Origin of the sequence: Nevskia soli DSM 19509 (assembly GCF_000711955.1) — a bacterium.
GTDB lineage: Bacteria > Pseudomonadota > Gammaproteobacteria > Nevskiales > Nevskiaceae > Nevskia > Nevskia soli.
On the sequence record NZ_KL543999.1, the window covers coordinates 104,393 to 125,040 of the forward strand.

Below are 20,648 nucleotides of genomic sequence, written 5' to 3' on the forward strand. Positions count from 1 at the left end.
AAAAAATCAGTCCACCGGAGAGGGGAAAAACTAGATGCGTAAGTTACTGTGGGGCTTCTTTGCTGCCGGTGCGCTGTGGGCGCAACAGGCGGCAGCCGTCAATACCGATGGCTATGACATTCCGTACGCCACCGGCTCGTTTGTCTACGAACTCAGCGATGGCAGCCGCGATTCCAACAACGGTCTCGGCTTCAACGTCGGCGGCGGCATTCCGCTGACCGAGCACGGCGCGGTGGAACTGAATTACTACGGCCTCAGCCGCAAGCGCGACATCGACGGCAACGACGACTACCAGAACGGCGTCTTCGCCAACTATGTGTACGACTTCGGCCTGTTCGGCTTCAACCAGAAGTACCTGCCGAACTTCAAGCCCTACGTACTGGGCGGCCCGGGCTACGTCCTCGACGACGTGCGCGGCTCCAAGCACAACCACTTCGGCCTCGACGCCGGCGCCGGCCTGCTGTTCCCGCTGCATGTCGGCAGCTGGGACTGGGGCTGGGCGGTGCGCACCGAAGCCGGCGTGGTCGGCCAGCTCGACAACGGCAAGTCGGTGGACAACCAGAGCACCCTGTGGGACGTCCACTTCACGGTCGGCCTGCAGATCCCGCTGACCCCGTTCTTCAAGCCGCACCAGTCCGCCACCCCGGTCCAGCCGGAATGCGCCCTGGCCGTGGTCAACCCGGTCACCGGCCGCAAGGACTGCGTGGCCGACTCCGACGGCGACGGCGTTCCCGACAACCTCGATCAGTGCCCGGGTACACCCGCCGGCACCAAGGTCGACGAGAAGGGCTGCCCGGTCGAGAACGGCAACGATGCCGACGGCGACGGCGTGACGGATGACGCGGACCAGTGCCCGAACACCCCGGCCGGCGTGCAGGTCGATGCCAAGGGTTGCGCCATCGAGCAGACCATCGTGCTGCAGAACGTGAACTTCGAGACCGGCTCCGCCGTGCTCACCGGCCAGGCCACCAAGGTGCTCGACGGCATCGCCTCGGCGCTCAAGGGCCAGCCGAACATCCACGTCGAGATCAGCGGCCACACCGACAGCACCGGTACCCCGGCGTTCAACCTGGCCCTGTCGCAGCAGCGCGCAGAGTCGGTCCGCCAGTACCTGATCGGCAAGGGCATCGATGCCGGCCGCATGATGACGCAGGGCTTCGGCGAGACCAAGCCGCTGGTGTCCAACAACAGCGAAGCGGGCCGTGCGCAGAACCGCCGCGTCGAGTTCAAGATCCTGCTGAACTGATCGGCAAGCGGTAAATCAGGGCGGCCGCGCAGCGATGCGCGGCCGTTTTTTATGGGCGCCGCTTTTTCGCCGTCATCGATAAAATAAAGTTGCTGTCATCCCAAGCTCAGCGAAGGATCCGGCCCGATGCATTACCGCATCCGGAATAGTCGGCACTTTCTCGATTCGATCTCCACGGCGTTGTCGGACGACAGCTCCCGCGACTCAAGGCTTGTTTTCAGACAGGCTTTGCAGCGTGAGCCGTTCCGCAGCCGACAGGTCCACGTCTGGTGGCGAGCGCTTCCATCGCCATCTCCAGGGGCTCCGGCGAGGTATAGGGCGAAGGTTCTTGCGGGCTGTTGCCGTGTGTGGAACCGCTCATATCGCACCGACTCCGACCAGCTTCTGGAAGCGCGGGTCCTTGCGGACCGGATCCCACATCGGGTCCTCCACCAGAAGCGCCGGGGTGAGGCCGGCCGGCATCTGCAGCAGGCGCGGCAGCAGGGCGATGGCGGCGTCCGCCTGGCCGAGCTGGGCGTAGACCTGGGCCTGCGCGGCCAGTGCCGTCGGCAGCTTGATGGCGTCGCCGGCGTTGAGCTCCACACCGATGCGCGCCGCCTCCAGCGCCTCGTCGTTGCGGCCCAGCCCGGCATAGGCAAGCGCCAGGGTCTGGTGACCGATCAGTTCGACGTGCTCCATGACATCCGGGCTTTCGGACAGGGTGAGCGCCGCGCGCTCGAACGCGGCGTGCGCGCCGGCGGCATCACCCAGCCATTTCCTGGCATAGCCCAGGGCGACCAGGTTCTGCAGGTCCTGGGCGGAAAGCGGCGTTCCTTCCCGGGGCAACGAGGCCTCGATCATGGACGCCACCTTGCGGTAGTCGCGCCGGTACATCACCTGCTGGATGCTGACGAAGCCGGAGATGTCCTGGAGGCTGATGTGGGCGCGCGCCAGGAGCGCATCGGCGGCGTCGAGGCGGCCCTGGGCCTGCTCGATCATTGCCAGGCAACCGAGCGTGTTGGCCGCGTCGGGGGTGACGGCCAGGGCCTGGTTGAGATAGGCGCGCGCCTCGTCGAAGCGGCGCAGGTAGTTGACGCCCTCGCAGCCCATCGGCGAAGTCGCGCCCACGTCCTTGGGGTTGCGCCGGATCAGTTCCGCGGAAACGGCGATGGCCTCGTCCCACTTGCCCATGCGGCGCTGGACCAGGAACATGCCTTCCATTGCGTCGCGATCATTCGGCAGCTTGGTCAGGACCTGCTGGAAGTCGCGCATCGCTCCGGCGTAGTCGCGCTCGACCCGGTACAGGTAGTAGCCATGGGCGAGCAGGGCTTCGCCGGAATCCGGCTTCAGCCGCAGCGCCGTCTCCGCCGCTTCACGAATCGCGGCGGCGGTATTGTGCGCCAGGTCCCAGCCGTCGAAGTACAGCACGCTGCGCGCCAGGGCGATCTGGGCCCAGGCCAATGCGAATTTCGGGTCGCGTTGCACCGCTTCGCTGAAATACGCGAGCGCGCGTTCGTTGGCGCCAACCGAGTAGTCGGCGCCGATGGCGGCGCGGCCGCGCAGATAGGCCTGGTAGGCATCGGGGTCGGAAGTCGGCTTGGCGGTCACCGCTTCCTGTTCGGCGCCGCTCAGTTTCGTGTTCAGTGCTTCCGCCACCGCCTGCGCTACCTCGCCTTCGACCCCGAACATGTCGTCGAGCTTGCGGTTGTAGCTCTCGGCCCACAGATGGCGGTCGCCGTCGGCGTGGATCAGCTGCACGTTGATGTGCACCGCATCACCGGCCTTCTGCACACTGCCTTCCAGGATGTTGGCCACTCCCAGCTGCCTGGCGATCTCCGGCAGATTGCCGGGTTTGGCGCCGTACTGCTGCGTCGAAGTGCGCGAGATCACGCGCAGCGCGCCGACCTTGGCCAGCTTGGTCAGGATCTCGTCCTGCATGCCGTCGGCGAAGAAGGCGTTGTCCGGATCGCGGCTGAGGTTGGCGAAGGGCAGCACCGCGATCGACTTGTCGCTGGCGATCGCCTGCGACGCCGACGCCCCGATGCTCTCGGCACCGTGCGGCCACAGCAGCTTGCCCAGCAACACCAGCACCGCCACGCTGAGCACGGCGATGATGGCGCGATTCAGCTTCTGCCCGGTGGCCTGCGTCACCGAGGCGTCCGGTGTCACCTCGTCGGTCCTGACGATGCCCTGCGGCGTCAGCTCATAGATCCAGGACAGTACCAGCGCCACCGGGAATCCGGCGACGATGGCGATCACCACCACCCGTACCACCCAGTTCGGAATGTCGAAGAAGGGGAATACCTGCGTTGCCACCTGCACCAGCAGCCAGCCGGCGACGCCGTACATCGCGCCGACCTTGTAGACATTGCGACGCTTCAGCTCCGAGAAGAAGGAGGGCCTGGTATTCAAGCGTGACTCCCGGCCAGCAGCTTCTGGAAGCGCGGATCGTCGCGCAGCGGATCCCACATCGGGTCGAGCTTCATTTGCGACGGGGGGCTGGCACCATAAGTGCCCTGCAGTGCCTGCAGCGTTGCCATGGCGCCGTCCCGGTCGCCAGCCCAGGCTTGTACCTGCGCCTGCGATTCGACCACCCGGGCGAGCCAGATGTGATCGTCGCGATACAGCTCGGTGGCGTGCCGGGCCTGCTCGACCGCTTTGCGCATATCGCCGGTACCAGCATAGCCGACCGCCAGCAGCATCGGCCGCAGCGAGTCGTCGACACGGTCGGCGCCATCCGGGCCGACATCATGGATCAGTTGTGCGAAGGTGGCATGCGCATCCGCGCCGCGGCCGGCACGCAGTTGGGCGATGCCCAGATCGCGCCGCAGAAACGGTCCGAAGCCTTCCAGTTCGTCTTGCGGCCGCGCCAGTACCGGCGCGCTCTCGGCGATGGCCTGGTCGTAGCGGTGCTCGAGCAGGCGCTGTTCGATGCGGATGAAGGAGAGCAGGGGATCCTCGCCGGCCTCCGGCTTCTCGCCCAGAAGCTTCGCGGCATCCTCGATGCGGCCTTCCCGCTGTCGCCCCAGGATCTTGTACGTGCGGGCCAGCGGGTCGTTCGGCGTCAGCGCCAGTGCGCGATCCAGCCACATCTGTGCCTCATCCCAGCGCCACATCCCCAGTAAGGTCTCGCCGCCGATGGAGGAGAACAACTGCGCATTGTGCGGGTCGAGTTCGGCCGCTTTCTCCAGGTGCGCCAGGGCTTGTTCGAAATGCCCCTGGCGGCGTTCGTCCCAGCCGAGCATGGAGAGGATGCCGACGTCGTTCGGCGCCAATGCCAGTGCCGCTTCCAGCGAGGATTGCGCCGCCGGAAAGTCGTGCTTGACGCGATACAGGTAGGCGCCCTGTGCCTGCCGCGCCAGTGGCAGGTCGGGCTGCAGGTGGATCGCGGTTTCGGCAGTGGTCCGGACCAGCTCCGGCGTATAGGTCTGCTGCTCGATGCCGTTGAAGTAGAGGTAGCCGGCGGCGATCGATTGCTCGGCCCAGGCCTGGGCGAATTGCGGATCGATCCTGACGGCTTCCGCCATCGCGGCGGCGAGCCGCTTGTAGCCAGGAACGCTCTGGTCGTCGGCAAAGGCCGCGCGCCCGCGCAGGTAGAGGTCATAGGCTTGCGGATTGTCCGTCAGCTTCAGGTCCAGCGCCTGCTGCTCGGCGCCGCTGAGCCTGGCCTTGAGCTGCGCCGCGATGGCGCCCGCCACTTCGCCTTCGACGCCGAAGATGTCGTCCAGCTTGCGATCGTAGGTCTCGGCCCACAGGTGGTCGTCGGTGGCGGCGCGGATCAGCTGCACATTGACATGCACCGCGTCGCCCACCTTCTGCACGCTGCCTTCGAGAATATTGGCCACACCCAGCGCGCGGGCGATTTGCGGCAGGTTGTCCGGGCTGCTGGCGTAGTGCGCGGTGGAGGTGCGCGAGATGACCTTGAGTGCGCCGATCTTGGCCAGCTTGGTCAGGATCTCGTCCTGGATGCCGGAGGCGAAGTAGGCGTTGGCCTTGTCGTCCGACAGGTTCTCGAACGGCAGCACGGCGATGGACTTGTCGCCGTCCACCGCCGCTGTCTGCGGCGAGGGCGCGATATCCACGTGCGGCCAGAGCAGCCGCGCCGCCAGCATCAGCACCGCCAGGCTCAATATGCCGATGATGGCGCGGTTGAGCTTCTGCCCGGTGGCGCGCGTCACGGAGGCGTCCGGCGCCACCTCGTCGGTCCTGACGATGCCCTGCGGCGTCAGCTCATAAATCCAGGACAGCACCAGCGCCACCGGAAAGCCGGCGACGACGGCCAGCACCAGGATCCGCTGCACCAGTTCGCTGACGTGGAAGATCGGGAACACCTGGGTGACGATCTGCACCAGCAGCCAGCCGGCCACGGCGTACATCGCCCCGACCTTGTAGACGTTGCGGCGCTTGAGTTCGGAAAAGAAGGAGGGACGGGCGCTCAAGCGTGGTTTCCCGCAAGCAGTTCCTGGAAGCGCGGATCGCCGCGCAGGCTATCGAAATCGGGATCCAGACGCAGCAGCGCCGGCGTCAGCGGACCGCTGGAGTACAGGCCCTGTGCCGGCACCGCCAGCAGATGACGCAGGATGGCGAGTGCCTCGTCCTTGTGTCCGAAGCGCAGCAGCAGGCGCGCCCGCAGGTCGAGCAGGCGCCGTCCGACGATGGCGTCCCTGGATTCGGGCACCTCGCGCTGCGCCAGGTCGAGTTGGGCGAACGCCGCTTTCTCGTCGCCCAAACCCGCCAGCGACTGTGCCAGGCAGAAACGCAGCTGCGAGTTATGCGGCGAACGCTCCAGTTCGGCCTGAGCCCGATTGCTCACCAACCGGTAGCCGGCGCTGGCTGCCGCCGCATCGCCGGACAACCAGCGCAGCTTGGCCAGACTGAGGCGTATGCTGATCCAGTCCGCCTCGACGGCATCGGGGTCCGGGCGCGCGAGCACGCCTTCCAGCCAGGCGATGGCGGTTTTCCAGTTGCGTTGCAGCAGCATCAACTCCAGATAGGTGCCGTCGTCTTCCGACGCCAGTAGGGGCGGATGGTCGAGCAGGCTTGCGGCCTCGGCCAGCTGGCCTTGCTCCATCAGGGTATCCGCCCGCATCGCGCGCCACTCCGGATCATCCGGCGCGATCGCCTGCACGCGGGCGAGCGCCTTCAGGGCGTCGTCGAAGCGGCGTTCGTAGGCATCCTCGATGGCTTCCAGCTTGTGCAGCTGGATGTTCAGCGGATCGAGCTGCAGCGCCTTCTGCACGCACCGCGCGGCTTCGTCCAGCCGGTCCTGTCGGGCCAGGATGTAGCTCATCACCGTCAGCACTTCGACGTCGTTTGGCCAGCTCTCGTGCAGGGCCTGGAACTGGCGCAAGGCTTCGTCGTAGTCGAGCTGGACGCGATAGGTGTAGTAGGCCCGTGCGCTGCGCGTCTCCAGCGTGTCCGGTGCCATCCGTTCGGCCTGCTCCAGCGCGTGCAGGGCCGCGGCACGCCGTTCCGGACTGGCGTCGTCACCAAAAAAGACCATCAGCGAATAGCCACGGCACAGCAGCGCCCAGGCCTGCGCGAAGCCCGGGTCGGCGGCTACCGCCTCCTCGAAGGCATGGGTGGCGGCGCGGGAGTTGGCGTTGGAATAACCCTTGCGGTACAGGGAAACGCCCCGCAGGTAGGCGTCGTAGGCCGCGGCATTGCGGGTCGGCGCCGCCGTCACTTCCCGCCGCGCCGCGCCGGTGAGCCGGGCACCGAGGGTGTCGGCGATGGTGGCCGCCACTTCGCCCTGCACGCCGAAGACGTCGTCCAGCGTGCGGTCATAGGTCTCCGCCCACAGGTGGCTGTCGCCGGCGGCGCGGATCAGCTGAACGTTGACCCGCACCTTGTTGCCGGCTTTCTGCACGCTGCCCTCGAGGATGCTCGCCACGCCGAGCTGTTGCGCGATCTCGCCGATATTGTCCGGCGAGCTGGCGTAGCGCAGTGTCGAAGTGCGCGAGATCACCCGCAGGCTGCCGATCTTGGCCAGCCGCGTCAGGATTTCGTCCTGCATGCCTTCGGCGAAGTAGGCATTGGCCTTGTCGTCCGAGAGATTGGCGAAGGGCAGTACGGCGATGGACTTGTCGCCGCCCGCGGCACTCGCCGCCGCGGCGGAAGGCGCGACCGGCTGCGCCTGGTGCAACACCAGCTTGTCCGCCAGCAACAGCACCACCGCTAGCCCCAGTACGACGATGATCCAGCGATCCAGCTTGCGCCCGGTTTGCCGGGTGATCGACTCGGCCGGCGTGATCTCGCTTTCCAGCTTCAGGCCCTGCGGCGTCAGCTCATAGAACCAGGCCAGGGCCAGGGCGGCGGGGAAGCCCAGCGCGATGGCCACGACCACCACGCGCACCACCCAGTTGGCGATATCGAAGAAGGGAAACACCTGGGTGGCGACCTGCACCAACAGCCATCCCGCGGCCGCGTAGAAAGCAGCCACCCGCAGGACATTGCGGCGCCGAAGCTCCGATATGAACGACTGCATCCCCGGTCCCTTTCCCGATGGCCTTACTTTACTGGGGATTGGGACCCCCCGTCTGCCGTCCCGGGGCATTTTTTTACGACGGGCCGGGCTGGATCGATCCAGCCGGCTTCGCCTCAGGGCTTTCAACCAATCGCGGCGAAGGTGCCGCTCTGCCTGCAGACGCTGACACCGGCGGCTGGATCGTCATGGCCGCGTGTCCGTGGCGTCGCGGATCAGGCCGGAACGAGGATCTTGCGCAGCAGCGGCAGATTCGGACCGCCGGCCCAGATCCTCAGGGCATCCGGGCACTTCGGCGCCGGCTCGAAGCCGATGGTGATGCGCCACACGTCCGCCGCGAGGCGCTCCAGCGCGCCGCGGTATTCGCGGAAGAGGGTTTCCGTGCTGGCGTGCATCCGCGACAGCGAATCAAGGAAGTCCGCCGGATGTACGTAGGGCGCCAGCCGGTCCAGCACCTTGCCGACCAGCAGCGCGTCCTTGTCTTTCGGCCCCTCGTTGAGCATCACGCTCACCAGCTTGGGATTGCCGCCGTTGCGGTCGGCATTGCGCTTGCGCAGCACCGGATCGTGGGTCAGGTAGAGCGCCGCCGCCAGCACCACGAACAGCTCGTCGTAGGAGTCGCCGCTGTAGTTCTGGTCGTCCGGCACCAGGCCCAGCAATACCGGTTTCAGGGCGGCCAGCAAGCCGGGAAATTCCTCATCCTGGCGCGCGATGTCGCGCAAGGGCTTGTTGCTCGAATTGGACATGCGTGATCCCCAAGAATAAATGTCGTGCCGACTTACATCCCGCTTACAGCGCATGCCCGGCAGGTTCCCAACTCCCGTTCCGTGCGACGGCGGCCGCTAACTGCTAGGCTTTTGTGCTGTGGTGCACATTCAAGCAGGCCCGTTCTCAGGAATCCTTTGCCTGTCCTCAGGACTTGTCAGGACTTGTGATCGGTTTTCTTCGGGGAGCGGGGAAGCACGATGGATGCGTCAAACGAGGCCAGTTACCGGTTCGGCCCTTTCCATCTCGATAGTGGTGCCCGCCTGCTGATGCGGGAAGGTCAGCCCGTGGCATTGGCGCCCAAGGCTTTCGACCTGCTGTGCCACCTCCTCGCCAATCCGCACCGCCTGCTGGGCAAGGATGAATTGCTCAAGGCCGTATGGCCCCGCGGTTTCGTCGAGGAAGGCAACCTCAGCCACAACATCTTCCTGCTGCGCAAGGCCCTGGGCGAATCGCCCGAAGAGCATCGCTACATCATCACCGTGCCGGGGCGTGGTTACAAATTCGTCGGCCAGCTGCAGAAAGAGGCGGCGCCGCTGCCGTCCGGGCTCCCTGCTCCTGCGCCGGACCTGCTCGCCAGCGCCATCGGCGCAACGCCGGGCCGCGCCGGGCAGACCTATGCCATCGCCGCCGGCGACTTCAACGGCGACGGCAAGCTGGACCTTGCCGTGGTGAACCAGCTCGACGGCACGGTCTCGATTCTGCTCAATACCACCGAGCCGGGTGCCGACAGCCTCAGCTTCGCCCCTGCGATGAGCCTGGGCAAAGCCGGCGCGGCGACTGCCGCCGGGAACGACGTGATGGCGGAACCGCAGCCGCAAGCGGGCAAAGCCGGCGGTTGATGCGGCGGACGGCAGCGCATGCCGCCGCTCAGAATACGATCACCTGCCGCACCGCCTCGCCGCTGGCCAGGCGGTCGAACGCCTCATTGACCTCTTCCAGCTTCAGGCGGTGCGTCAGCAGTCGGTCCACCGGCAGCCGCCCGGCCTTGTACAGGGCGATGTAGCGCGGCAGGTCGCGTGAAGGCACCGCCGAGCCCATGTAGGAACCCTTCACCGTGCGCTCCTCGGCCACCAGGCTGACCGCCGGCACCGAGAACATCTTGCTCGGATGGGGCAGCCCGGCGGTGACCGTGGTGCCGCCGCGCCGCGTGGCCGCATAGGCCTGTCCCAGTACCACTTCGCTGCCCACCGTCTCGATCGCATGGTGCGCGCCGCCGCCGGTGGCGGCCTTCACCGCGGCCACCGGGTCTTCGTTGCGTGCATTGATCACATGCGTGGCGCCGAGTTGCCGCGCCAGTTCCAGCTTGGCCGGCAACACGTCCACCGCGACGATGGGGTGCGCACCGGAGGCATGGGCGCCGAGCAGGGCGGCGAGGCCCACGCCGCCCAGGCCGAACACCGCCACGCTCTCGCCGGCGGCCACGCGCGCGGTGTTGACCACGGCGCCGACGCCGGTCATCACCGCGCAGCCGAACAGGGCGGCGATCTCGGGCGGCAGGTCCGCATCCACTTTCACCGCCGAGCGGGCCGAAACCACCGTCATCTCGGTGAAGCCAGACACGCCCAGGTGATGATGCAGGGTGCCCTCGCCATCGCCATGCCAGTAACGCTTGCCGGACAGCAGCGTGCCGGCGGTATTCGCCGCCGCGCCGGGCTCGCACAGGGCAGGGCGCCCGGCCGCACAGGGGTTGCAGTGGCCGCAGGAAGGCACGAAGGAAAACACCACCTGTTCGCCCGGACTGAAGTCCGCCACGCCGGGCCCGCATTCCAGCACCTCGCCGCTCGCTTCGTGGCCGAGCACCATCGGCATCACCCGCGGGCGCGAGCCGTCGATCACCGACAGGTCGGAATGGCACAGCCCTGCCGCCCGCACCCGCACCAGCAATTCGCCGGGGCCGGGCGGATCCAGTTGCAATGTCTTGATGCGCAGCGGCTTCGACACCGCATACGGTGCCGGCAGCCCCATTTGCCGCAGCACCGCACCACGCACTTCCCGGCGGCCGCTCATGCCGGCTCCCCAGCCACCAGCAGCCGCTCCAGCGCGGTGCGCAGGGTCCCGGCGATGGCCTGGGGCCGGCGTTCGGCGCGGTCGACGAAAACGTGCACGAACCAACCCTCCGCCGCGGGCGTTTCGGCGCCCTCGCGGAACAGCCCGATCTCGTAACGCACGCTGGACCGCCCCAGCTTGGCCACCCGCAGGCCGGCATCGACGCTGTCCGGGAAGGCCAGGGAATCGAGGAAGCGGCAATGCGATTCGGCGCAGACGCCGATGGTGTCGCCACCGTGGATGTCCAGGCCGCCCTGGCGGATCAGCCAGGTATTGATGACCGTGTCGAAGTAGCTGTAGTACTCGACGTTGTTGACGTGGCCGTAGATGTCGTTGTCCTTCCAGCGCGTGGTGATGGTCTGGAAATGCGGGTAAGCCTGGCGGGCGTTCATGGCTTTCTTTGAAGGTTTGGGGCGGGGGAATCCCGGTCGCGCGCGGAAAGTGGCGATGGAGTCAGCTTTGCCGCAGCGCACAAATTAGCTTTATGATTAATCTTCCACCGTAAAGGGCTGCTTGTAACGGGGCATTGACCCTGCGGTGTTTGCCGCATGGCGCTCCGGCAAACTATAGTGCCGGATACGATTGGCCGCAGCGCCACAATTTGACGAAGGAGAGGGAGAGAGGATGCGGGATTCAGGAGTCCTCCTGCAAATCATTCACGCCGGCATGGTCAAGGCCGGCCTGGATGTGGCAGCGATCTACACCCGGCTGGGCTACCACGCCGACAAACTGACGCAAAAGGACTTGCGCACCCCCCATCGCCTGCAGGCTTTTTTCTGGGAAATCGTCGAGGCCGTCACCGGCGATCCCGATATCGGCCTGCACCTGTGCCCGCACCTGCCGGTGTATCGCGGCGAAGTCATCGAATACCTGTTTTTCAGCAGCCCCACCTTCCGCGACGGCTGCAACCGCGCCCTCAAATACCTGCGCCTGGTCAGCGACGCGCTCGAAGTGCGCCTGGTGGAGGACGAAAAAGGCCCGCGCTTCACCGTCATCGGCGCCGCGCTGCAGGCGCCGCAGCTGCGCCACACCGAGATCTGCATGGTCTACGAGGCCATGCAGTTCGCCCGGTCCGTCACCGAAAGCAACTACAAGCCCCTGCGCGTGCGCCTGCGCTGCACCCAGCGCGCCGAAGTCTCGGAATACGAAAAAGTCTTCGGCTGCCCGGTCGAGTTCGAAGCCGAGCAGAACGAGATCTACTTCGATCCGGCCCTGCTCGAATACCGCTCGCCGCGCTGGGACCCGGACCTCCTGCGCCTGCACGAGGAACTGGCGGAAAAGCGACTGTCCAGCATCGAGCGGCAGGACCTGATCGAGCGCATCCGCACCGTCTTCTCGCAGAAGCTGGAACTGGAGCAGTGCGACCTGGAAGACGTGGCGCAGGAGCTGGATGTCCCGGCCCGCCGCCTGCGCTTCGAACTGGCCCGCGCCGGCACCAGCTTCAGCCAGCTCCTGTCGGATTTCCGCTACGCCCTGGCGCGCAAGCTGCTGCGCAGCACCGAGGAGCCGATCGAACACATCGTCTACCTCACCGGCTTCTCCGAGCCCAGCACCTTCTACCGCGCCTTCAAGCGCTGGTCCGGCATGACCCCGGTGCAATACCGCGAGCAGAAACGCGCCGCGGCGCGTGAGCAGAACGGCAAGGCCACCGCGGATACGCTCAGCGCCATCGTCGGCGCCACCCGCAAGGCCTAGACGCGCGCCCCTTTAAGTGCCTTTCCCCCTCTCCCTACGAAGTGGGGAGAGGGCCGGGGTGAGGGGCGCGCAGCCGGAACTTCACGACTCGCTTCGGTCATCCTGCGAACCTGAAAAAGCTCCTGTAGATCGGATCAAGCGCAGCGGATCCGACAGCGCCCTGCGAACCCGTCGGCTCCGCCTGCGGCCTGAGCCGGCCTACGAACCGTCTCCATGGGGACGCGACGCGGCCGGCATCATCTTCAGCCATGCTCCGAATGCTGCGGAATCCGCGTCGAAGGTTCCGCGCCCTTGTTGGGCGAGCGCTCCGGGTGCAGGAAGGCGGCAATCGCCGGCAGCACCAGGATTGCGCCGAGCATGTTTGCCGTGAACATGAACAGCAGCAGCAAGCCCATGTCGATCTGGAATTGCAGCTGCGACATCAGCCAGGTGGTGACCGAGGCGGCGAGGGTGATGCCGGTGAAGATCACCGCCTTGCCGGTACCGCGCAGGGTTTCGAAGTAGGCCTGCCGCAGGGATTTGCCCTCGGCCAGGCCGCCGGCCATGACGCCGTAAACATAGATGCCGTAGTCGACGCCGATGCCCACCGCCAGCGCCAGCACCGGCAGGGTGGCTACCTTCATGCCGATGTCGAGCGCGGCCATCACGGCATAGCCCATCAGCGACACCAGGCCCAGCGGCAGCACGATGCAGACGATGCCGCGCCAGCTCCTGAAGCACAGCCACAGCAGCAGCAGGATCACGGCGTAGACCCATAGCACCACGCGGCCTTCCTGCGCCTCGACCACCTCGTTGGTGGCCGCCATCACGCCGACATTGCCGGTGGCCAGGGCGAAGTTGACCGGGCAATCCTTGGGCATGCCCTCGTACTTGGTCTGCAAATCCTTCTGCCGCCCCTGCGCCTCGGTGAGCTTGGCGGGGTCGGGCGCTTCGCCGGATTCGCCGAACCTGATGATGTCGTCCTGCGCCTTCTTCAGGCCCTGGAAGGTGGCGTACTGCGCATCGCAATAGGCCGCGTCGACATCCTTGGTGCGGGCGAAGAAATCCTTGCGGTTCTGCTCGTTGAAGCGTTTCACCTCGGCGACGATGGTGGCCACGGTTTCGGCCTTGTGGTCCTTGGTGAACATGTAGACCGCGATGGCGTCGCAATCGTCGTTGAGCATGCCCGAACTGGTCGGCACCAGCGCCGTGGCCTGGGCCAGGGCGAAGTGGTTGCGCGGCAGCACCAGCGCGTTCAGGCGGCCTTCGGACAGGCCCTGGTAGGCGAGCTTGGCCAGGGTCAGCATCGACAGCGAGGAGGCCACACCCGGCGTGTTGTCCATGTCCCAGGAGAAGCGATCGACCTGGTTCATCAGCTGGTAGTCGACGCAGCCGTTGGGCTTGGATTCGGCCACCACCTTGAGCTGGTCGACGGCGATCTGGAAATTGTTGGTGATCGCGTTGAAGTCCTGGTTGAAGCGCGAGTCCGGACGCAACTCCGGCACGCCCTTGATGGCATCGCCGATCTTCAGGTCCTGCTTGCCCCACAGGGCCCAGCCGAGCACCGCGCCGCAGAAGATCAGGATGACGCTGGCCACGCCCGGTTTGGTCACGCCGGACAGCCACCACCAGACCTTGTCCAGCACCGCGTCCTTCTTGTTCTGGCGCTCGATGAACGCGTCCACGTTCTTCAAGCGGATCATGGTCAGCCATATCGGCACCAGCATCTTGTTGGCGACGATGATGGCCAGGCCGCCGAGCACCGCGTTGATCGACATCTCGCGGATGGTTTCGATCTTGATCAGGTAGATGGTGGCGAAACCGGCCACGTCGGTGAGGAGGGCGATGGTGCCGGCGATGGCCAGGCGGCGGAAGGTCTCCAGCGAGGCGTCGTAGCTGTTCTTGCCATGGTGCACCTCGTCGACCCAGGCGTTGACGTACTGCACGCCGTGCGACACCGACACCGCCAGGATCAGGAACGGTACTAGGATGGCGAACGGGTCCATGCCGAAGCCGAAGCAGCGCAGCGCGCCCATCTCCCAGATCACCGCGACGATGGACGAGCCCAGCGGGATCAGGCCCAGTTTGAACGAGCCGCAGTAGATCCACAGCAGGATGCCGGTGATGACCAGGGTCAGCATGAAGAAGCCGGCGACCTGCATCGCCGCATTGGTCATGTCGTGGACGATCTTGGCGAAGCCGATGATATGGACGTGGATGCCGTCCTTCTCGTACTTCGCGCGCAGCTTCTCCAGGTAGGCGCCGACCTTGTTGTAGTCGAGCTTGGTCGGGTCGCTATGCACGCGCAGCACATTTTCGCGGAAGTGCTCGATCGCCGCCTGCGTCCTGTCCTGCGTCGCCAGGGTGATTTTCTGGCTGTAGTCGGCGGCGGGCGCCGCTGCGGCGTCTGTTGCGGCTCCCTCCGCCCGTGCCTGGCCGGCAGCCGGCGTTGCATCGCTCCCGCCGCCACTACCGTCACCATCGGCCGCGGGCGTGGTCGCCTGCTCCGCCGGAACCCGCTCCAGCAGTTCCGTCATGATCAGCGCGCCCCGCTGGTCGTTGGTGACGAAGCGGCCGATGGCCTGGGCCTTGGCTACGTTGGACTTGACCTTCTGCAGCACTTCCGGCGTCGGCGCGTAGTCGTGCGGAATCACCGTGGAGCCGGACAGGCCGCCTTCCACGTTCTCCACGTAAAGCAGGTTCGGGGTGAAGATCGACATGACGCGGGCGCGGTCGGCGCCGGGCAGGAAGAACACGTCGTCGGTGGCGTGCTGCAGCGCGTCCATGAACTGCGGGTTGTAGATCTCGCCCTTGTCCTTGTCCTGGATCAGCGCCACCAGCACCGTGTTGGCGCCGCCGAAGTCCTTGTAGTACTGGCGGAACTTCTGCATGTAGGGATGATCCATCGGCACCGTCTTGAGCCAGCCGGCGTCGGGCTCCAGGCGCATGGTCTGCACGAAGAAGAACAGCGTCAGCACGATCAGGATGATGTGCGTGAGATGCCGCCGCGTGTAGATGATCGGCTCGACCGCGCGCAGAATGGCGTCCGCTACGGGTCCCGTGATTGCCTTGCCTGCCATGCGCCGTACTCCCTGAATCCTTGTAGCGTCTGTTCCCGCTGCCGGACCCGGATCGGGGCCTTGCGCGTGGAACGATTTTTTTGGTCTGTGCTTGCTGCGATGCTGTTACTGCAAGGTCACGCGCCTGATCCCGGAAGTCCCCACCGTGACCAGCGCCGCGCCGTCCATCAGGGCCGCGTTCATGTTGATGTCGGTATCCACCGTCATCCGCTTGAGGGCGCCCCCGGTGAGATCCGCTTGCATGACGCGGCCGTTCTGTCCCACCAGCAGGATGTTGCCGTCGGGTCCGGCCACCCCGCCGAACAGCGGCTCGGTGTCGTCGTGTTTCAGATGCGTCCAGCCGGCGACTTCGCTCACCGGGTTCTGGTTGTTGCCGGCATTCTCGGCATCGGAAGCGGCGGCCTGCATCGCCGCCAGCTCCTTGGCGCTGAGCGGAGCCGCCTTGGCGACATCGGGGGCATAGAAGGCGTTGCCGCGCAGGCCGAAGATCAGCACACCGGCCTTGCCGGTGGCCAGCGCGCCGAAGTACGAGCCCGTGTAGGGCGACTTGAGGCGCGTCCAGTTCGCGCCCTTGTCCATCGAGCGCGCCAGGAAACCACGCTCGCCGGCCAGCAGCAGGCTGCCGTCGCCGAGCGCGATCAGGTTGTACAGGTTGGGGGAATCGGCGAACGCATCGCTGTTCACCGCGTCCCAGGTCTTGCCGCCGTCGGCCGTTTTCTTGAGTGTGCCGTTGGCGCCGGCCAGTAGGCCGTTGCCGGCATCGAAGAACAGGATGTCGAAGTAGGGCTTGCCCCAGGCCGCGTCGAACTGCTGCAGCTTCCAGCTCTTGCCGCCGTCCTCGCTGTCCAGGATGGTGCCGTCGTAACCGACCGCCCAGCCGTGCACGGCATCGAGGAAGCGTACGCGGGTCAGCGTGGTATCGGCCGGCGTCGGCACCTGCTGCCACTTGGCGCCGTCCGGCGACACCAGGATGTTGCCGCGTTGCCCGACCGCCACCCAGCCGGAGCCGGCGCGGGTCAGATCGAGTAGCAGGGATGATGCGGCCCGCGCTGCGGGCTTGGAAGGCGTCGGAACCAGGGTGGTGTCGGCTCCGGTGTCATCACTGTTGTCTTCGGTCTGGGAGAAAGCCGGCTGGCAGAACATCAGCGCGGCCCCCGCCGTCACCGCCAGCACAGTCCAACGATTCATTCCACGCTTCATTGCACATGCTCTCCGCTAACGGACGCGCTGCCTTGTTAACAGCTCCATCGTCATGCCGGCGAAAGCCGGTATCCAGGGCCCGGTGCGTTGCACCCGCGACCCTGGATACCAACCCATCCCGTCAGGACGACCTGCCTTTCGGCGATGGGACGCCCTTACTTGGTCTGCGACTTGTGATTCAGATTGTTCGGCGAGAAATAATCGTCCTTGAAGTCCACCTTGAAGTCGGAAATCTTGTCCTCGTTGGACAGGGCGGTGATGAAATAGCGGCCGCTCTGCAGGTCGTAGATGATTTCCGGAATGCCGGTGACGGTCGGCACGAAGGGCACGGTGATCAGCTGCGCTTCCTGCACCTTCCACAGCTGGTCGCGGTTGTCGTAGTCGTCCACCGCTGCGATGGCCCAGCTGTCTTCGTCCACGTAAAAGGTGCGCCGCTTGAACTGGTGGCGCAGGCCAGCCTTCAGCGTGGCGTCCACCACCCACACGCGATGCAGCTCATAGCGCGCCAGGTTCTGGTTGATGTGACCCGGGCGGATGATGTCCTTGTACTTGATCAGCGGCGCGTTGATCAGGAAGGAGTCGTAGGCGATGTACATGTCCTTCTTGCCCAGCAGCTTCCAGTCGTAGCGGTCCAGCGCGCCGTTGAAGACGTCGACCTGGTCGTTGAACTGTTCGCCGTCGGTGCCGATGTAGGGGTTGTCGTAACCAACGTCCGGCGCGCGGTTGACGCGGCCCAGGCCCGGGTTGTAGATCCACGCGTCGCGGCCGCTGCCGCCGGCGCCGGAGCTTTCATGCACCAGGATCAGCTGGCCGGCCACGCGCGGCGGCGACAGCACCTCGGAGAGGTAGTACAGCAGGATCTTGGTACCCGGATTGGCTTCCTTCAGGTTCGAGTACTTGAACTTCACATCCTCGACCAGCTTGGTGATCTTGTAGGAGCCGTCCTGCTTGACGATGGCCTGGTTGTTGTAGCGACGCACCGCGGCCCCGCGGTAGCGCATCTTGTGGTTCCACAGCACCTCGGCGCCGGTCTTCGGGATCGGGAAGGGGAAGCCCAGCACCGCGCCCTCGACGTCGTCGGTGCCCTTGAGGCTGGCGCTGGTGGCGTTCTTGATGGTGGCCTGGTTGATCTGGTCCGGAAAAAAGGCGCTGCGCACCGTCGGATACACGATCATCTTGTAGTCCGGGTACTTGGCGAACATCGCCTTCTGTCCCGCGGTCAGATGGTCGCCGTACTTGGCCAGGTTGTCCTTGGTGATGATGAACTGCGGCGCCTCGAACTTGCCGCCGCCGCCGATCTGTTCGCGCTGGCGCTTGGCCAGTGCCTGGAGATTGCCGTCAGCGGGGAAGCCCGGCACTTGCTTGGCCGCCGCTTGCTGGTCGGCGCTCAGCTCGGACACGCTCTTCGGCAGCTTGCCGATGATGGTGTCGATCTGCTTGGAGATGGCGGGGTAGTCGGCCAGCGTGAAGCTGTCCAGGTACTTGAGCAGGGCGTCGAAGTCCCCCGGGCTCTTGGTGCGCACCACCTCGAACTGCTGGCGCAGGATTTCCAGGCTCTGCGGCGTCTGCGTCTTGATGTTGTCGTCGAAATTCTTGCCGCCGATCCAAGCCGGGATGGTGCCGTCGCCGTTGCCTGCCGCAGTGGCGCCCACCGCCGTCAGGTCCTTGCCCAGCCGCGCCGCTTCTTCAGCGGTGGCCGTGGCGTATGCCGCCGAGGACAGCGCAAGGCAGGCCGTGCCGGCCGCCAGTGCCACCCATTGTCTGCTGTTCATGCCTCTTTTCTCCTGTCTGCCGCTCGAAACCCGATCGATGAAAATGCCGGCACCGCAGCCGCGGTGCCGTTTAGAAGGTGTACGAAATCGCCATGCCGATGACATCGCGGTCGCGCTGCGTGTTGACGGTGCCGCCACCGGTGGAGCCCTGGTAGAACACCTGGCCGCTCCATTGCTGGCCGCTCTCGATGACGGTACCGACCACGTAGGTCTTGGTGCCGGCGATGAAGTTCTGCACCGGCTGCGGCGAGATGCCCGAGATGTCCTGCTGCCATTGCAGCGAGGGCTTGAAGTTCAGATCCCAGAACAGGTTGTCGTACTCGAACTGCGCCAGCAGGCGGTAGCCCCAGGCGAAGCTGGAGGCGAAGCCGGAATGCTGCTGCGTCGGATTGAGGCGCCGCGTGTCGGTCTGGCCGCCGCTGCCGGTGCCGTCGGCGCCGGGGCTGGCGTGGGTGTCGTTGTTGTCGCCGCCTTCCAGCTGCAGCCGGCTGCGATTGGGCATGTTCCAGATATGGGTGAAGCCCACTTCGGTGAGGATCAGGATCTGGTCGGCGCCGATGGGGTTGTCGCTGCTGCCGATGGCGCGAATGCCGGTCAGGTCGAGCTGGTCCACCACCATGCGCTCGTAGCCGTGGATGAGCTGGTTGGGCTGGGTGGTGAAGCCGCGGTAGTTTTCCAGGTAATCGGGCACCGCCGAGCGGCGGCCGGGGATGGTCACGCCGCCCTGGCCGACGGCGCCGAGGATCGCCGGCAGGCCGTTGAGCAGGGCGGTGGCGTCCTGCAACAGCACGGTGGGGTTGGTCACCGGCAGATTGCCGATCACCTGGCCCAGTGAGGCGACGGTCTGCTGGATGGTGGCGGCGTTGAGGCCCAGGTTCAGATCCTGCTTCGGAAACGCGGGCTGCAGGCCGGCGAAGATCAGGTCGGTCACATCCACCTGCACCGGCATGTTGGGGCGGATCGAGTATTCCCCGGCCAGCGACCACTTGCCGATATTGGTGTTGAAGCTGGTGCCGAACATCTGGATGTCCTCCGGATACTCGGCGAAGATCTTCAGCGTGTCGATCGGCAGCGGCTCCTTGCCGGACGCCGGATTGAGGCCGATGAAGCCGTTGCAGGAGACGAAGGCGTCGACGAAGCTGGTGGAGTCCGCCATGCAGGACTGGTCGGCGGCGATGGCGCTCAGGTAGGGCAGCTGGCTGTGGTAGTTGAGCGCGTAGAAGCTGATCTCCGTGCCGCCGTTGAGGTTCGCCGCGTAATAGGTCAGCTTGCCGCCGAACTGGCCCTGCTTGCGCGGCTGGCCATACTTCTCGTTCAGCACCTCGGCGGTGAGCGAGGTATTGGAGATGGCGTTGCCGGGGAAGGGCAGGCGCGCCTGGCCCAGCGGATCCTCATGGAACTGGCCCAATGAAATCAGCGCCGTGTTGGACTTGAGCACATCGAGGAAGGAATAGAAGCTGCCGTTCGGCTCCGGGATCGCCTTCTCCCAGCTCAGCTCGTAGACCAGGTCCAGCGACAGGTTGTCCACCAGCTGCGTGCCGAGCAGGACCGCCGGGGTGGGGCGGAAATACTCGTTGATCGGCGTGCCGGGCTGGTGCAGCAGCACCGAGCTGGGCGGGTTGATCTGGCTGATGCTGTTGAGCGCGTTGAAGGTCGATTCGCCCCAGCGGATGTGCTGATAACCGACGCTGGCGGTGAAGTCGTGGTCGATGACGTTGAACTTGCCGGTGACGAACGCGTCCTTCAGCTGCCAGTCCTGGCCCAGCTGGTGCGCCACGGCAGGGTCGCGGATGGTGGTCGCGGGCTGGAAGGTGGTGTCCGGGTGGTACTCGGTCTTGCTGTAATTCACCGGGTCGAAGAAGCCGAAGGCACTGAGCTTGAGCGTGACCTCCTTCCACGACAGCGTGAAGTCCTCGCTCAGCTTGGATATGCCGGAGACCAGCCCCCAGCGCCGGTAGTTGAGGTCGCCGTTGTCCTTGTTGGAGCCGAAGTAGGCACCGGGCGCGTTGACCAGCTTCTGATTCTGCGAGGCATCGCCGGAAAAGGAGATGCAGTCGCCGGGGCCGCACAGGTTGGGATTGAGGTTGAGCTTGCCGATCAGGCTGGCGTCGGGGTTCTCGGTGCGCACGGCAGCACCGACCGACAGGCGGCTCTTGATGTTCCCGGTGAAATCCCCGAACTCGAAATCCTGGGCCAGGGCACCGCCGCTAACCGCAACGGTACCAAGCACAATCCAGCGCAGACGCAGTCTCCGCATTGTCTTCTCCTCCCGCATGACCCATGGCTTTTTTCTGGCTCGGGCATTCCGCTGTGGCGGGATGCTGGGCTGGCCAGTGCCTTGTTTGGAACGATCATAGCGCCAATTGCTGCCCCGGCGCATGAAACATTGTTCAATGTTA

Annotated in this window: 13 protein-coding genes; 3 read left to right on the forward strand and 10 right to left on the reverse strand. The window is 65.7% G+C overall.

The features are described 5' to 3' along the window. Positions 1-34 precede the first annotated feature (34 nt). Complete coding sequence (locus tag BP26_RS28075; RefSeq protein ID WP_051749449.1) at positions 35-1,246, forward strand: OmpA family protein; 1,212 nt, start codon at positions 35-37, stop codon at positions 1,244-1,246. 357 nt (positions 1,247-1,603) lie between these two features. Here BP26_RS28075 and BP26_RS28080 read toward each other — a convergent pair whose 3' ends face one another. The 4 genes from BP26_RS28080 to BP26_RS0124750 all read right to left on the reverse strand — a co-directional run bounded on the left by BP26_RS28080 (position 1,604) and on the right by BP26_RS0124750 (position 8,455). Then, positions 1,604-3,637, reverse strand: coding sequence for a hypothetical protein (locus tag BP26_RS28080; RefSeq protein WP_029923227.1), 2,034 nt, complete (start codon positions 3,635-3,637; stop codon positions 1,604-1,606). Then, positions 3,634-5,664 carry a tetratricopeptide repeat protein gene (locus BP26_RS0124740; protein ID WP_029923228.1) on the reverse strand — a complete coding sequence of 677 codons (2,031 nt, stop codon included), beginning with the start codon at positions 5,662-5,664 and terminating at the stop codon, positions 3,634-3,636. Before BP26_RS0124740 ends, BP26_RS28080 begins: the two co-directional genes overlap by 4 nt. Next, positions 5,661-7,712: a tetratricopeptide repeat protein gene (locus BP26_RS28085; RefSeq protein WP_029923229.1), complete on the reverse strand. Its 2,052-nt coding sequence runs from the start codon at positions 7,710-7,712 to the stop codon at positions 5,661-5,663. Before BP26_RS28085 ends, BP26_RS0124740 begins: the two co-directional genes overlap by 4 nt. A gap of 212 nt (positions 7,713-7,924) precedes the next feature. Next, complete coding sequence (locus tag BP26_RS0124750) at positions 7,925-8,455, reverse strand: hypothetical protein (protein ID WP_029923230.1); 531 nt, start codon at positions 8,453-8,455, stop codon at positions 7,925-7,927. Between the two features lie 219 nt (positions 8,456-8,674). Between BP26_RS0124750 and BP26_RS0124755 the strand changes: the two genes are divergently transcribed. Beyond that, the gene (locus tag BP26_RS0124755; RefSeq protein WP_029923231.1) at positions 8,675-9,316 is read left to right on the forward strand and encodes a winged helix-turn-helix domain-containing protein; all 642 of its coding nucleotides are present in this window, start codon (positions 8,675-8,677) and stop codon (positions 9,314-9,316) included. A 28-nt stretch (positions 9,317-9,344) separates the two neighbouring features. Here the strand turns inward: BP26_RS0124755 and BP26_RS0124760 are convergent, their stop codons facing one another. Beyond that, positions 9,345-10,484 (reverse strand): zinc-dependent alcohol dehydrogenase family protein, encoded by a 1,140-nt coding sequence (locus BP26_RS0124760; RefSeq protein WP_029923232.1) that lies wholly within the window; start codon positions 10,482-10,484, stop codon positions 9,345-9,347. Beyond that, positions 10,481-10,915: an acyl-CoA thioesterase gene (locus BP26_RS0124765; protein ID WP_029923233.1), complete on the reverse strand. Its 435-nt coding sequence runs from the start codon at positions 10,913-10,915 to the stop codon at positions 10,481-10,483. Before BP26_RS0124765 ends, BP26_RS0124760 begins: the two co-directional genes overlap by 4 nt. A 232-nt stretch (positions 10,916-11,147) precedes the next feature. Here BP26_RS0124765 and BP26_RS0124770 point away from each other — a divergent pair, with 232 nt between their 5' ends. After that, complete coding sequence (locus tag BP26_RS0124770) at positions 11,148-12,218, forward strand: AraC family transcriptional regulator (RefSeq protein WP_084183429.1); 1,071 nt, start codon at positions 11,148-11,150, stop codon at positions 12,216-12,218. A gap of 242 nt (positions 12,219-12,460) precedes the next feature. Here the strand turns inward: BP26_RS0124770 and BP26_RS0124775 are convergent, their stop codons facing one another. The 4 genes from BP26_RS0124775 to BP26_RS0124790 all read right to left on the reverse strand — a co-directional run bounded on the left by BP26_RS0124775 (position 12,461) and on the right by BP26_RS0124790 (position 20,506). Then, a complete protein-coding gene (locus BP26_RS0124775) occupies positions 12,461-15,277 on the reverse strand; it encodes an efflux RND transporter permease subunit (RefSeq protein WP_051749451.1) in 2,817 nt (938 codons plus the stop codon). A gap of 105 nt (positions 15,278-15,382) precedes the next feature. Further along, complete coding sequence (locus BP26_RS28090) at positions 15,383-16,465, reverse strand: WD40/YVTN/BNR-like repeat-containing protein (protein WP_169740781.1); 1,083 nt, start codon at positions 16,463-16,465, stop codon at positions 15,383-15,385. Between the two features lie 167 nt (positions 16,466-16,632). Then, complete coding sequence (locus BP26_RS0124785; RefSeq protein ID WP_051749456.1) at positions 16,633-18,249, reverse strand: DUF1329 domain-containing protein; 1,617 nt, start codon at positions 18,247-18,249, stop codon at positions 16,633-16,635. 70 nt (positions 18,250-18,319) lie between these two features. Beyond that, on the reverse strand, positions 18,320-20,506 hold the full coding sequence (locus BP26_RS0124790) for a DUF1302 domain-containing protein (RefSeq protein WP_029923238.1): 2,187 nt from the start codon (positions 20,504-20,506) through the stop codon (positions 18,320-18,322). Positions 20,507-20,648 lie beyond the last annotated feature (142 nt).

Excerpts from the sequence above, each read along its gene's own strand:
- BP26_RS28075 (WP_051749449.1), top strand. The coding sequence starts at position 35 with ATGCGTAAGTTACTGTGGGGCTTCTTTGCTGCCGGTGCGCTGTGGGCG.
- BP26_RS28085 (WP_029923229.1), bottom strand. The coding sequence starts at position 7,712 with ATGCAGTCGTTCATATCGGAGCTTCGGCGCCGCAATGTCCTGCGGGTG.
- BP26_RS0124750 (WP_029923230.1), bottom strand. The coding sequence starts at position 8,455 with ATGTCCAATTCGAGCAACAAGCCCTTGCGCGACATCGCGCGCCAGGAT.
- BP26_RS0124755 (WP_029923231.1), top strand. The coding sequence starts at position 8,675 with ATGGATGCGTCAAACGAGGCCAGTTACCGGTTCGGCCCTTTCCATCTC.
- BP26_RS0124760 (WP_029923232.1), bottom strand. The coding sequence starts at position 10,484 with ATGAGCGGCCGCCGGGAAGTGCGTGGTGCGGTGCTGCGGCAAATGGGG.
- BP26_RS0124765 (WP_029923233.1), bottom strand. The coding sequence starts at position 10,915 with ATGAACGCCCGCCAGGCTTACCCGCATTTCCAGACCATCACCACGCGC.
- BP26_RS0124770 (WP_084183429.1), top strand. The coding sequence starts at position 11,148 with ATGCGGGATTCAGGAGTCCTCCTGCAAATCATTCACGCCGGCATGGTC.
- BP26_RS0124775 (WP_051749451.1), bottom strand. The coding sequence starts at position 15,277 with ATGGCAGGCAAGGCAATCACGGGACCCGTAGCGGACGCCATTCTGCGC.
- BP26_RS28090 (WP_169740781.1), bottom strand. The coding sequence starts at position 16,465 with ATGAATCGTTGGACTGTGCTGGCGGTGACGGCGGGGGCCGCGCTGATG.
- BP26_RS0124785 (WP_051749456.1), bottom strand. The coding sequence starts at position 18,249 with ATGAACAGCAGACAATGGGTGGCACTGGCGGCCGGCACGGCCTGCCTT.
- BP26_RS0124790 (WP_029923238.1), bottom strand. The coding sequence starts at position 20,506 with ATGCGGAGACTGCGTCTGCGCTGGATTGTGCTTGGTACCGTTGCGGTT.